The organism is Algibacter sp. (assembly GCF_029245835.1).
Taxonomy (GTDB): Bacteria; Bacteroidota; Bacteroidia; order Flavobacteriales; family Flavobacteriaceae; genus Algibacter_B.
Genome location: NZ_JAQWOO010000035.1, coordinates 14,612 through 27,419, shown reverse-complemented (window position 1 = coordinate 27,419; position 12,808 = coordinate 14,612). Strand labels below are relative to the sequence as shown.

The following is a 12,808-nucleotide window of genomic DNA, read 5'->3' as shown; positions in this document are numbered from 1 at the left end:
GTCGAAGGGTCAAAAAAAAACTATCAGTATGCGTAAGCAAATAAAAAATATTTTCACAGGAATTCTTTTATTAACCATCACCTTAGGATTTGCTCAAAGAACTCAAAACGATACTATAAACACAGGTGTTATTGATGTTGTTAAGCCTTATGCACCAACAATTTCAGATGCTTTTAAAGTGAAGGAGGTCCCATCTTTAGATGATGAAGCAACAGAAACAAAAAAGGACATTAAGTATAATATTTTTTCATTTCCTGTAGCGTCAACTTTTACGCCTGCAAAAGGAAAAGCTGCTATTGTAGAAAAACGAGCACCCGTAAAATTATTTGATAATTATGCCACTTTAGGTGTTGGAACGTACACCACTATTTTAGGTGAAGTTTACTTGAACCATGCCCTTAGTAGAAACGAAAATATTGGTGGTTATGTAAGTCATCATTCGTCGGCAGGTGGGATTGAAGGCGTGTCTTTCAATGATGATTTTTCTAACTCAAAAGTTAACTTGAATTATTCAAGTCGATTAAGAGATTTAGCATGGAACGTTCAAGCTGGTTTTCAACATCAAATGTACAATTGGTATGGTGTTCCAGAATCTCAAATCGCACAAGCACAAGCCAATAATATTGACGTCGATCATTCATTTTTTGATGCCCATTTTGGAGGCGATATTACTTTCGAAGATACATATATTAACTCAGGAAACTTTTTTTTCAGACGTTTTGGAGATAATCAAGGCTCTGGAGAAAATAGATTTATAGTAAAAGCTAAAGTGGATGTACCAATAAATGATATTGAAATTTCTACCGATTTTAAAATTGATTATTTAGGCGGTTCTTTTGATAGAAATTATACTACAACCGATGCCTTAAACTACGGAAATTTCCAAATTGGTATATCACCAACATTTCAATTAAAACAAGATGATTTAACACTAGATTTAGGTGTCTCATTATATTATTTAAATGATAAAGAGTCGGGCGATAATAATATTTATGTGTACCCCAATATTACCGCAACGTACAGATTAGTAAACGATGTGTTAATTGCTTACGGAGGACTTAAAGGCGATTTAATTCAAAATTCATATTACAGTTTTGCTAATGAAAACCCATTCGTATCTCCAACATTATTCATTGCTCCAACAGATCAATTATATAACGCTTACGTAGGTTTGAAAGGGAAACTTTCTAGCAATATGAGTTATAATGTTAGTGGTCGTTATATCGCAGATAGAAACAAGGCCCTATTCAGAAATAACGAAATCACATTAACAAACGAAGATTACACCTATGGAAACTCTTTCGGAATAGTTTACGACAATATAGATACATTTGGAGTAGCTGGAGAAATTAATTTAGATGTTAATAGAAACTTTAAATTAGGCATAAAAGCAGAGTATTTTAGTTACAATACAGATGATGAAGCAGAAGCTTGGAATTTGCCAGACGTAAAAGGCTCATTGTTTTTAGATTATCAAATAGACGAACATTGGTTTGCAGGAGCAAATCTCTTTTATACAGGCAAACGTAAAGACCAGTTTTTCTTAAATGATGGATCACCATTTACAGTCACTTTAGACAGCTTTTTTGATGCCAACGCAAATGCAGGCTATCATGTAAATAATCAACTTTCAGTATTTGTAAAAGCGAATAATATAGCTAATAATGCGTATCAGAAATGGCAAAATTTTCCAGTACAGAGTATTCAATTTTTAGCTGGAGCAACGTATAAGTTTGATTTTTAAATTCCTGCGAAGGCAAGAAACTCATCAAGCAAAACGTTATTTTTAGTAATATAGAAAATTTGTCAAGAAGAGTTTTTGGGCGTTACCCCGAAAAGGGGTCAGGCTTTCCGTTACAAGTCCTCGCTTTTGCGCTAGGGCGCAAAAACTGTGGGCTATCCACTGCAATCCTTAACGCGGGTTTACCGAAAGCTTATTTATTTTAATCAAAAATCCGTCAAATTCTTGTCACAATTTATTTCACAATCAACCGCGCCAAATAATCAAAATGGTCACCATCCATAACCAATTCACATTTCAAACCAACGGTTTCACAAGCTAATTTTAAAGTTTCAAAATCTAAATACAACCACTTCATTGGTGTTTCTTTTGCACCTTTATAAGACAAAAAGTAATCAAGCTCACCATAATAACCAGCATTCATATCCATCCAATAACCACCATCTTCATCCTCGTACATATATTTAATATCCGAAGAGTCAATTAAAATTTGTCCGTTTCGTTTTAAAAGGCTTTTTAAATGCGACAAGTATTTTGAAACTTGAGTTAATTCTTGAAAAATACCTGTGCCATTCATCAAAAGCAGAATCGTATCAAAAGTTTCCCTTTCATCTAAAATATTTAAAACTTTAGCATGTAAAACACCACGTTTTTTGGCAACTTCAATAGCACCTTTGGAAATGTCTAAAGCTTTAATTTTAAAACCCTTTTCTTGTAAATAAATGGTATGGCTTCCTGAACCACAGCCTACATCTAAAACATGACCTTTGCATAGTTTTAATGCGTGTTGCTCTAATTTTGGCATGTCTTTAAACTCACGAAATAAGTAGGGAAGTGGTAATGCATCTTCATCTGAAATATTCGTTGAAGTTATAATATCCTCAGAATAGTTTCCATTTTGAAAATCTAATAAAGCTTTCCCGAAAAGGTCTTTCATATTATAAGTCATTGCGAGACTTTTAAGTCGCGGCAATATGTTGGTTTAGCGTATTAATTTTAAAGATTACTTCGGTCACAAACTTCGTTAGGGTCTTTTTAATCAAAATATATTTTGATTTTCAATAGCCTTCGTGATGTCGAAAGTTACTATTTTTATACCATGCAAAACATCATTAATAATCTTCCAAAGCTCGCCAAAGATAAACATAACGAGAATAAAAAATTCTTCGCGAAGCTAAAAAAGAAATCACCAAAAAATCTGGATTATATCATGCAAGAGTTGCACGAAGAAGAATTCAAGCGTACAGATTGTTTAAAGTGTGCAAACTGTTGTAAAACTACTGGTCCGCTATTTACAGATAAAGATGTGGATAGGATTGCAAAACATTTCAGAATGAAAACACAACAATTCATTAGCCAATATTTACGTGTTGATGAGGATAACGATTATGTATTGCAAAGTGTACCATGTACATTTTTAGGAGCAGATAATTATTGTTCGATTTATGAAGTGCGCCCAAAGGCATGCAGAGAATTCCCTCATACAGATAGAAAAAAGTTTCAGCAAATTTTCAACCTTACATTAAAGAATGTTGCTTTATGTCCTGCAGCTTTTAATATTGTGGAGGATATGAAAAAGAGAATTAAATAAGTATCTTTAAAACAAAAAAAATATACTTTGGAAACCATCTTAAACTATTTCGAAACCATTCCACCACTTCATAGAGGTTTAATTATTGTGGGAGGTTTAACCTTCTTTTGGCTTTTAGAAGGGGCACTTCCTTTATTTAATCTCAACTATAAAAAATGGAAACATGCTATTCCTAATATATTTTTTACCATCACAACAATAGCTGTTAATTTACCCATGGCATTTCTTTTGTTAATGTCTGCCGATTGGGTAAATACCAATGATTTTGGAATTTTAAATTGGCTGCCAGAGATGTCTTTAGGATTATATGTTATTTTAGGCGTGTTTTTAATGGACTTTTTTGGAGCTTATTTACCGCACCTTATTGAGCATAAAGTACCACCACTTTGGATGGTGCATTTAGTCCATCATTCCGATCATAAAGTTGATGCTACAACAGCTAACCGCCATCATCCTATTGAGAGTATTGTTCGATATACATTTACTTTAATTGGTGTTATTGCTATAGGCGCACCAATTGGTATTGTTATGCTATACCAATCTTTATCAATTGTTGCTACACAATTTAGTCATGCAAATATCAGATTACCCAAAAAGGTAGATAAACTAATAAGCTACGTCTTGGTTTCACCAGATATGCATAAGGTTCATCATCATTACAAAATGCCCTATACCGATTCTAACTACGGAAATATCTTTTCAGTTTGGGACAGATTATTAGGTACTTATATGGAATTGGATACAGATAAAATAGTTTATGGGGTTGATGTATTCCCAAATGAAAAAGAAAATAGCAATATTAAAGATTTATTGAAGCAGCCTTTTCAAAAATATAAAAAGCCTACTTCAACTCAAGGTGGAAATTAATCCTTTTCTAAATCACTAATATGTTCTTCCCAAGCTCTAGCCGAAATTTGTATTTCAACAATAAGAAGTGCTAGAGATACAATTAGTAATATTAAGGCTAATCCAAAAATCCAAACAGCTATAGTATGTTGTTGGATGTAAATTAAAAACATGGTTAATACACAAAATAATAAGCTTGTAATGCCTAAAATTTGCATATATCTGGTAAGATATAGACGGTGTTTTATGTTTTTAATTTGTTTATAAAAACGCTTATCATGATTTTTTTGGTATTTATCAAACAAATCCCTAATTGCTGCTGTATATGCTATGAATCTATTAGTGTAAGCTAGCATAATTAAAGAAATCGCTGAAAATAAAAGGGCAGGGGTTGTAAGGGTAAGTTCTTCCATAATTCAAATTTCTTTTAAATTTCTCCAACTTCAAATAAAAAAGAGGAATATTTTTATATTTTAGTTGTATGCAAGAAGACTTCCTACATTATATCTGGAAACATAAAAAAATTCAGTTTAATAATTTGAAAACGACAACAGGAGAGGCTGTTTTAGTTAATACTGTTGGTCAACATAACCATAATTCTGGTCCAGATTTTTTCAATGCAAAAATCAAAATAGGCGAACAGCTTTGGGCAGGAAATGTAGAAATTCATATTAAATCTTCAGATTGGTTTTTACATAGTCATGAGCAAGATAAAGCTTTTGATAACGTCATTCTTCATGTAGTCTGGGAAGATGATACCGAGGTGTTTAGAAAAGATAACACGCCCATCCCAACATTACAGCTGAAAGATATTGTAGATGATTCAATGTTAAATAATTATGAGAAACTATTTGCCAAACAAAATAAATGGATTAATTGTGAAAATGATTTTGCTTCAACAGACGATTTTATTTTGGGTAATTGGTTAGAGCGATTATATTTCGAACGGTTAGAAAGAAAAGCGGAAACCATCCAAACCCTTCTAGAAGCTTCTAAAAACGATTGGGAAGCTGTGTTGTTTAAAATGCTGACTAAAAACTTTGGGCTAAAAGTAAATGGCGAGTCGTTTTTTAGTTTAGCACAGTCTACGGATTTTTCAATTATCAGAAAGGCACAATCTAACCCGCAGATTTTAGAGGCTCTATTATTTGGGCAAGCAGGTTTGTTGGAGCAAGATTTGGAAGATGCTTACTTTATAGATTTAGTAAAAGATTATCAGTTTTTAAAGCAGAAATTCAAAATAGAAAACATTCAAGTGTTACCTATTAATTTTTTTAGATTACGTCCGGCAAATTTTCCAACAATTAGACTATCTCAATTAGCCAGTTTGTATAACAAACAACAAAATTTATTTTCAAAAATTATTGCATTAAATAAATTAGAAGATTTTTACGAACTTTTTAAAGTAACTACTTCTGAGTATTGGAAAACGCATTACACGTTTCAAAAAGAATCGAAAGAATCAACTAAAATACTATCAAAGTCATTTATTGATTTGCTGCTTATTAATACTATTCTGCCAATAAAATTTAGTTATGCTAGACAAAAAGGGGAAGCGGTAGATGCTGAAATCATAAAAATAGCTTCAGCATTAGCCTCAGAAAAAAATAGTATTATCGATGCTTTTAATAATTTAAAGAAGGTTTCTAAATCATCTTTAGATTCTCAGTCTTTAATTCAACTTAAAACTGAATATTGTGATAAAAATAAATGTTTAAAATGTGCTGTTGGAAATCAATTTTTAAACAGATAAACTTTTAAACGAATAAACAAAGCCTTAAATTGCAGCATGAACAATATTTACAAACCCTTATTGTTTTTTCAAAAACATGGATATTATGTTTGCCAGCGTATAGCTGAGAGATTTGGTATTAGAGCCAAAGTGGTTAGAACCTCTTTTATGTACTTAACATTTGTTACCATTGGTTTTGGCTTTGCACTCTATTTGTTTTTAGCATTCTGGATGCGTATTAAGGATTTGATTTACACAAAACGCTCATCGGTTTTTGATTTATGAATCCACTAATTAAATTTTTTAGAACTAAAATTTATACTGCGGTATTTTTACTCGTTGTTATTCTGCTTATTGGCGTTTCAGGATATAAATTTATAGCGGGATACTCATTGGTTGACGCTTTTTATATGACTGTCATTACTATGACGACTGTTGGTTTTGGCGAAGTTGATCCGCTTGACGACCAATCGAAAATTTTTACCATATTTTTAATTTTAGCAAGTGTAGTTATTGTGGGTTATGCGCTTTCAATAATTACAGAGTATATTTTAAGTAAAGATCATATTGAAGAATTAAAACATAAGAAGATGCAAAAACGTATAGATAGTTTTAAAGGCCATATCGTTATTTGTGGCTATGGGAGAAATGGTAAACAAGCAGCAAAAAAGTTAATGGCTTACAATAAACAATTTGTTGTTATTGAGAAAAACAAGGATATGGAAGAGCGTTTTCGGTTTGACGATGTGCCCTATGTTATTGGAAATGCCAATGAAGATGAAATTTTGATTCAAGCAGGAGTAGACCGAGCTTCATGTTTTATTTCGGCTTTACCAAATGATGCTGATAACTTATTTGTAGTACTTTCTGCAAGACAATTAAGTAAGTCAATTAATATTATTAGTCGTGCCTCTCAAGAATCTTCATATAAAAAATTAAAATTTGCTGGCGCCAATAATGTTATTTTACCAGATAATATTGGTGGCGACCACATGGCTTCTTTAGTAGTGGTCCCCGGATTAATGGAGTTTATAGATAACTTATCAATAGTTGGGAAATCGAATATTAATATTGAAGAAGTAGATGTGGAAAAGCTTTTTAAATCAAATAAAGGTAGAACGATTAGAGATTTAGATCTTCGAAGAAAAACAGGTTGTAATGTTATAGGCTATAAAAATGAAAATGGTGAATACCTTGTAAATCCAGAGGCAGAGTTAGAGTTAGCACCTAAATCTAGTATTATTGTTTTAGGAAGACCAGAACAAATAGAAGCTTTAAATCACCAGTACGATATCGATTAGTAAAATCTATTTTAACAGCTATTCTTTTAAAAAATCATTTTTTTTTAGCATCTTGCTTGCTTATTAGTATGAATCCTTTCAATAAAAATTAACTAACATAAACCTTATGAGGAAGTATCTTCTTTCAATATTTACATTAATAATTCCATTTTTAACATTTGCTCAAGAAACTGCCGAAGAGGTTGGTATAGATCAAAAAATAGACCAAGTATTTGGCGACTTAACGGGATGGTTTGTGACAGCAGTCTTTTATAAAATCCCATTTTCAGATACGGTACAAGTTTATTGGGTTTTATTCCCGTTAATTTTAGGGGCACTATACTTTACAGTATATTACAAACTTATAAATTTTACAGGTTTTTTGACTTCGGTAAACATCGTTCGAGGGAAATATGATGATTTAGATCACCATGAATCTTTAGTAGGAGCAGGAGATTCTACTCCAGGTGGTGATGCTATAGAAACCATTGCAATAGAAGGCCATGATGGAGAAGTATCGCATTTTCAAGCCCTAACGGCAGCCCTTTCGGCTACAGTTGGTTTAGGTAATATTGCCGGTGTAGCAATAGCAGTATCTATTGGTGGTGCCGGAGCAACGTTTTGGATGATTATTGCTGGCTTTTTAGGAATGGCTTCAAAATTTGTTGAATGTACTCTAGGTGTTAAATATCGAGATATTGCAGAAGACGGGACTGTTTATGGAGGCCCCATGTACTATCTAACAAAAGGACTTAAATCAAAAGGATTAGAGAAACTAGGAAAAGTACTTGCTGCATTATTTGCAGTATTTGTAATTGGAGGTTCTTTTGGAGGTGGAAATATGTTTCAAGTTAATCAAGCATTTCAATTGGTTGAAAATATTACTGGAGGTAGTGAATCTTTTTTACACGGTAGAGGTTGGTTATTTGGACTTGTGATGGCTGTATTTGTTGGTATTGTTATAATTGGAGGTATTAAAAAAATTGCTAAAGTTACAGATAAAATAGTGCCGTTTATGGTTGTTATTTATGTTGCAGCTTCCTTGTTTGTAATATTTGCTAACTATACTATGATTGGTGATGCTTTTGCTCAAATTTTTAATGGAGCATTTAGTCCGGAAGGTGTAGCTGGTGGTGCTATTGGTGTTTTAGTACAAGGGTTTAGACGCGCTGCTTTTTCCAACGAAGCAGGTGTTGGATCTGCATCTATTGCACATTCAGCAGTAAAAACGAAGTACCCTGCATCAGAAGGTATGGTAGCATTATTAGAACCATTTATTGATACTGTTGTAGTTTGTACCATGACAGCCTTGGTTTTAATTATAACAGGTAATGTTACAGCTGAAAATGCCTCTTTAAATGATGCACAAGCTATTCTATTAACTTCTGGAGCTTTTGAGTCTGCAATTTCTTGGTTCCCATATGTGCTTACTATTGCAGTGGTGCTATTTGCCTTTAGTACTATGATTTCTTGGTCTTACTACGGTTTTCAAGGTTGGGCTTATTTATTCGGAAGAACTAAAAAAATGGAATACACCTATAAATTATTATTCTGTGTATTTGTGGTAATAGGTGCAGCGGCAAGTTTAGGGTCTGTTATAGGTTTCTCTGATGCCATGATTTTTGCTATGATGGTTCCAAATATGATTGGACTTGTAATTTTGGCTCCTAAAGTTAAAAAAGAACTGAATAAATATATGTCAGCTATAAAAGAGGGCAAATCTTAAAATAAAAATCAGTCTACTAAATTTTGACAGATTAAAAATATAAAATGCAAAATTTTAAATCTCATTTCACGTTTTCAAAAGAACAGCGGAATGGGATTTTTTTATTGTTAATTCTTATAATAATCTTTCAGTGCGTGTATTTTTTTGTCGATTTCTCTTCAGAAGAAATCCAAATAAATAAAGAAGAACTTTCAAAATTCACTAAAGAAATAGATTCCTTAAGGTTAGTGCAGTTAGAAGAAAGCAAACCGAAAATTTACCCATTCAATCCCAATTATATTTCAGATTATAAAGGTGCTACATTAGGAATGACGAATCAAGAAATTGATAGATTATTAGCTTTCAGAAGACAAGACAAATGGATTAATTCTACCAAACAATTTCAAAACGTGACTCAAGTATCAGATTCATTATTAAAAGCAATCTCACCATATTTTAAATTCCCTGAATGGGTAACCAAAACTAAGCCGGATCGAGCGTCAAGAAATTATCCAGTGGATAATTTTAGCGAAAAGGCCAGCTGGCGCCATGGCAATAATTATAAAAAAACGCTCACCTTTGCTCAGAAACAAGATTTAAATACAGCTACAGCAATACAACTTCAAAAAGTAAATGGTATTGGTAAAGTGTTTTCAGACCGCATTATTAAATACAGAAATAAATCTGTAGGCGGTTTCATTGCCGATGTTCAACTTCAAGAAGTATATGGATTAACACCAGAGGTTATTGAGAAAATTACAAATCAGTTTACAGTAAAAACACCAAAAGTTATTCGTAAAATAAATGTTAATTCAGCAACTGTTGATGATTTGGTTACCATCCCACATATAGATTACGATTTAGCACATAATATTATAGAACAACGTCAATTAAGAGAAGGTTATAAAACTATAAATGAATTAACAAAAGTTAAAGACTTTCCTGCAAATAAAATAGAGATAATTGAATTATATTTGCAAATAAAAAAAGAAAATTGAATGAATAGTATGTACTTCACTGAAGAACACAATCTTTTTAGAAAAAGCCTTCAAGATTTTTTACAAAAAGAAGTAGTCCCTCACATCGAAAAATGGGAAAAAGCAGGTAGCATCGAAAGATTTATTTGGAAAAAATTTGGAGATATGGGTTTCTTCGGTATTAATTACCCAGAAACTTATGGTGGTATGGATTTAGATTTATTCTACACCGTTATATTACTTGAAGAACTTCAAAAAATAAATTCTGGTGGTTTTGCCGCAGCTATTTGGGCACATGCTTATTTAGCTATGACACACTTAAATGCAGAAGGAGATGAAGCCATCAAACAAAAATATTTAGTACCAAGTATCACAGGGGATAAAATAGGATGTCTTTGCATTTCAGAACCTTTTGGAGGAAGCGATGTGGCAGGTATGCGAACAACAGCTGTAAAAAAAGACGATCATTATATAATTAATGGTTCCAAAACCTTTATTACCAATGGCATTTCAAGCAACTACTTAGTGGTTGCGGCAAAAACAACCCCAGAACTTGGTAATAAAGGCATTAGTATTTTTGTTATCGATAGAGATATGGCAGGCGTGTCGGCAACCAAATTGGATAAACTAGGTTGGCGTGCTTCTGATACTGGAGAAATTGCTTTCGATAACGTAAAAGTACCTTTTGCAAATCTTTTGGGCGAAGAGAATAAAGGCTTCTCATACATCATGCAACACTTTGCATTAGAGCGTTTAATAATGGGAATAAATGCCCATGCACGTGCAGAATTTGCTTTAGAATATGCACTACAATATATGAGCGAACGCGAAGCTTTTGGCAAGACTATAGATAAATTCCAAGCGCTAAGACACAATATAGCTGATTTATATTCAGATATGGAGATTAACAAATCCTTTAATTATACAATAGCCTTCAGATTAAATAAAGGTGAGTATGTTGTTAAAGAAGCCACCATGTCAAAACTAAAGTCTACTAAAATGGCCGACGAGGTTATTTACCAATGCCTTCAGTTTTTAGGCGGTTATGGTTACATGGAAAATTATCCTATGGCACGTTTACTGCGCGATAGTAGGCTAGGGCCTATTGGTGGGGGAACTTCAGAAATTTTACGTGAAATTATCGCTAAAATTATAATTGATAAAAAGGAGTACAAACCCGCAACTAATTAAATTAATTATAGTTTTAGCGAAAATTATATCACAATTTGCTAAAATTATAATTGATAAAAAGGAATATAAATCCGCAACTTAGATGTGAATTGTTGTCACTTCGAGTTATTCCGATTTTTTTTTTTTGGAATAGTATCGAGAATTTGGACGTTACCCAAGGGTCGGGCTTTCACTACTCGCTCCCTCCAAGGTCGGGGAGCTCAAACATGCCGTTCAATCCCTAACGCACATATTTACCAGCTATTGTATCAATTCGAAAATTGTTCTTTTTTTGTAGAGGTTCGTTTAATTCTCATGATATAAAATCGTTTTAATGTTTTATATCAGAAGTCAAGCCAAATTAGCTAATTTTTCCGACAAATTCAATGGCTTTTTTCTAAAAAAAAGCACATTAAAAAATAACATCCCACATCATTGCAAATTTTAAATTACTTTTTATATTTGCGCCTTGAAAAATCTAAAAGAGAGGAGGTTAAGACACTATGTTAAGAATTCCAGTTAAAGAAGGAGAAAATATAGATAGAGCACTAAAGCGTTACAAACGAAAGTTTGTAAAAACAACGGTTAAAAATCAGTTGCAAGAACGTAAACAGTTCACTAAACCTTCAGTTGAACGTAGAGCGCAAGTTAAAAAAGCGCAATACATACAAAGTTTAAGAGATGCAGAAGAAGTATAAATAGTACTTTTTTTAAAATCATACAATCCCGCTATGTTTACTGTTCCGATAGCTATCGGAATTCTTTCAGTATCTAGCGGGATTTTTGCGCAATAAGTATTCATTGGTTATATGTAGTTTTAAAGTTGCGGTATTGACTTTTAACTTTTAACTTTAAACTTTTAACTTAAAAAGATGTCTTTCAATTCCTTTACAGATTATTTATTACTGGAAAAAAATTATTCCAAGTTAACTGTGAATGCCTATCAAAATGATTTAGAAGACTTTTTAGAATTCATAAAAGGCGAATACGATACCAATTTAATAATAAATGTCAATTATTCTCAAATAAGAAGTTGGATAGTATCACTTGTAGAAAAAGGGTTGTCAAACCGAAGTATCAATCGGAAAGTTTCAGCTTTAAACACCTATTTTAAGTTTCTTTTAAAAACCGGTGATATTAAGCTTAATCCGCTATCAAAACATAGAGCACTTAAAACAAGTAAAAAAATTCAAGTCCCATTTTCAGAAGCAGAGATAAAAACTGTTTTGGACGATTTAAATTTTGCTGACGATTTTGAAAGTGTACGCGATAAATTCATTATCGAATTATTTTATTCAACCGGTATCAGGAGAATTGAACTTGTTGAACTCAAACTTACAAGTATAGATTTAAATACTAAAACACTAAAAGTATTAGGCAAACGAAATAAAGAGCGCATCGTTCCGTTATTAAAATCTGTAGTGGAAACAGCTAGTAAATATTTACATCTAAGAAATAAACTTGAGAGTATTTCGGATGCAGAGTATCTCTTTTTAACGAAAAAAGGCGTTAAAATATATGAAACACTTGTTTACAGAATAATAAATGAGTATTTTAGTTTAGCATCTTCAAAAGTAAAAAAGAGTCCACATATACTCAGGCACTCTTTTGCTACACATTTGTTAAATCAAGGTGCCGATTTAAATGCTGTTAAAGAACTTCTAGGTCATTCCAGTTTAGCTGCTACACAAGTTTATACTCATAATAGTATAGCCGAACTAAAAAAAGTGCATATAGATGCACATCCAAGAAGTAAAAAGTAGTAT

At 32.4% G+C, this 12,808-nt stretch carries 13 protein-coding genes; 11 read left to right on the top strand and 2 right to left on the bottom strand.

The annotated features are described in order from the left end of the window. Positions 1-28: 28 nt before the first annotated feature. Positions 29-1,744, top strand: a complete 1,716-nt coding sequence (locus P8K68_RS06070) for a TonB-dependent receptor (protein WP_300248795.1) — start codon at positions 29-31, stop codon at positions 1,742-1,744. 232 nt (positions 1,745-1,976) lie between these two features. On the opposite strand, the gene P8K68_RS06065 is transcribed toward P8K68_RS06070, so the two are convergent. Next, positions 1,977-2,678, bottom strand: a complete 702-nt coding sequence (locus tag P8K68_RS06065) for a class I SAM-dependent methyltransferase (protein WP_300248820.1) — start codon at positions 2,676-2,678, stop codon at positions 1,977-1,979. A gap of 162 nt (positions 2,679-2,840) precedes the next feature. Here P8K68_RS06065 and P8K68_RS06060 point away from each other — a divergent pair, with 162 nt between their 5' ends. Then, the gene (locus P8K68_RS06060) at positions 2,841-3,332 is read left to right on the top strand and encodes a YkgJ family cysteine cluster protein (RefSeq protein WP_300248794.1); all 492 of its coding nucleotides are present in this window, start codon (positions 2,841-2,843) and stop codon (positions 3,330-3,332) included. A gap of 27 nt (positions 3,333-3,359) precedes the next feature. Next, positions 3,360-4,199 carry a sterol desaturase family protein gene (locus P8K68_RS06055; protein ID WP_300248793.1) on the top strand — a complete coding sequence of 280 codons (840 nt, stop codon included), beginning with the start codon at positions 3,360-3,362 and terminating at the stop codon, positions 4,197-4,199. On the opposite strand, the gene P8K68_RS06050 is transcribed toward P8K68_RS06055, so the two are convergent. Further along, positions 4,196-4,591 carry a DUF2721 domain-containing protein gene (locus P8K68_RS06050; protein ID WP_300248792.1) on the bottom strand — a complete coding sequence of 132 codons (396 nt, stop codon included), beginning with the start codon at positions 4,589-4,591 and terminating at the stop codon, positions 4,196-4,198. The two genes, P8K68_RS06055 and P8K68_RS06050, sit on opposite strands and share 4 nt — an antisense overlap. Before the next feature lie 68 nt (positions 4,592-4,659). On the opposite strand from P8K68_RS06050, the gene P8K68_RS06045 reads away from it, so the two are divergent. The 8 genes from P8K68_RS06045 (at position 4,660) to P8K68_RS06010 (ending at position 12,805) form a co-directional block, all read left to right on the top strand. Then, positions 4,660-5,931, top strand: a complete 1,272-nt coding sequence (locus tag P8K68_RS06045; protein ID WP_300248791.1) for a DUF2851 family protein — start codon at positions 4,660-4,662, stop codon at positions 5,929-5,931. 36 nt (positions 5,932-5,967) lie between these two features. Next, positions 5,968-6,195: a PspC domain-containing protein gene (locus P8K68_RS06040; protein ID WP_300248790.1), complete on the top strand. Its 228-nt coding sequence runs from the start codon at positions 5,968-5,970 to the stop codon at positions 6,193-6,195. Beyond that, on the top strand, positions 6,192-7,211 hold the full coding sequence (locus P8K68_RS06035; RefSeq protein ID WP_300248789.1) for a potassium channel protein: 1,020 nt from the start codon (positions 6,192-6,194) through the stop codon (positions 7,209-7,211). The genes P8K68_RS06040 and P8K68_RS06035 overlap by 4 nt, the downstream gene beginning before the upstream one ends. A 106-nt stretch (positions 7,212-7,317) precedes the next feature. Beyond that, on the top strand, positions 7,318-8,916 hold the full coding sequence (locus tag P8K68_RS06030) for an alanine/glycine:cation symporter family protein (RefSeq protein WP_300248788.1): 1,599 nt from the start codon (positions 7,318-7,320) through the stop codon (positions 8,914-8,916). A gap of 134 nt (positions 8,917-9,050) precedes the next feature. Continuing rightward, positions 9,051-9,893 carry a helix-hairpin-helix domain-containing protein gene (locus P8K68_RS06025; RefSeq protein WP_300248787.1) on the top strand — a complete coding sequence of 281 codons (843 nt, stop codon included), beginning with the start codon at positions 9,051-9,053 and terminating at the stop codon, positions 9,891-9,893. Continuing rightward, positions 9,894-11,063, top strand: a complete 1,170-nt coding sequence (locus P8K68_RS06020) for an acyl-CoA dehydrogenase family protein (protein WP_300248786.1) — start codon at positions 9,894-9,896, stop codon at positions 11,061-11,063. Between the two features lie 482 nt (positions 11,064-11,545). Beyond that, entirely contained in the window at positions 11,546-11,740 is a 195-nt protein-coding gene (rpsU, locus tag P8K68_RS06015) for a 30S ribosomal protein S21 (RefSeq protein ID WP_109353751.1), read from the top strand. A 174-nt stretch (positions 11,741-11,914) separates the two neighbouring features. Continuing rightward, positions 11,915-12,805 (top strand): tyrosine-type recombinase/integrase, encoded by an 891-nt coding sequence (locus tag P8K68_RS06010; RefSeq protein ID WP_300248785.1) that lies wholly within the window; start codon positions 11,915-11,917, stop codon positions 12,803-12,805. The last annotated feature ends 3 nt before the right edge of the window (positions 12,806-12,808 follow it).

Excerpts from the sequence above, each read along its gene's own strand:
- P8K68_RS06070 (WP_300248795.1), top strand. The coding sequence starts at position 29 with ATGCGTAAGCAAATAAAAAATATTTTCACAGGAATTCTTTTATTAACC.
- P8K68_RS06065 (WP_300248820.1), bottom strand. The coding sequence starts at position 2,678 with ATGAAAGACCTTTTCGGGAAAGCTTTATTAGATTTTCAAAATGGAAAC.
- P8K68_RS06060 (WP_300248794.1), top strand. The coding sequence starts at position 2,841 with ATGCAAAACATCATTAATAATCTTCCAAAGCTCGCCAAAGATAAACAT.
- P8K68_RS06050 (WP_300248792.1), bottom strand. The coding sequence starts at position 4,591 with ATGGAAGAACTTACCCTTACAACCCCTGCCCTTTTATTTTCAGCGATT.
- P8K68_RS06045 (WP_300248791.1), top strand. The coding sequence starts at position 4,660 with ATGCAAGAAGACTTCCTACATTATATCTGGAAACATAAAAAAATTCAG.
- P8K68_RS06040 (WP_300248790.1), top strand. The coding sequence starts at position 5,968 with ATGAACAATATTTACAAACCCTTATTGTTTTTTCAAAAACATGGATAT.
- P8K68_RS06035 (WP_300248789.1), top strand. The coding sequence starts at position 6,192 with ATGAATCCACTAATTAAATTTTTTAGAACTAAAATTTATACTGCGGTA.
- P8K68_RS06030 (WP_300248788.1), top strand. The coding sequence starts at position 7,318 with ATGAGGAAGTATCTTCTTTCAATATTTACATTAATAATTCCATTTTTA.
- P8K68_RS06020 (WP_300248786.1), top strand. The coding sequence starts at position 9,894 with ATGAATAGTATGTACTTCACTGAAGAACACAATCTTTTTAGAAAAAGC.
- rpsU (WP_109353751.1), top strand. The coding sequence starts at position 11,546 with ATGTTAAGAATTCCAGTTAAAGAAGGAGAAAATATAGATAGAGCACTA.
- P8K68_RS06010 (WP_300248785.1), top strand. The coding sequence starts at position 11,915 with ATGTCTTTCAATTCCTTTACAGATTATTTATTACTGGAAAAAAATTAT.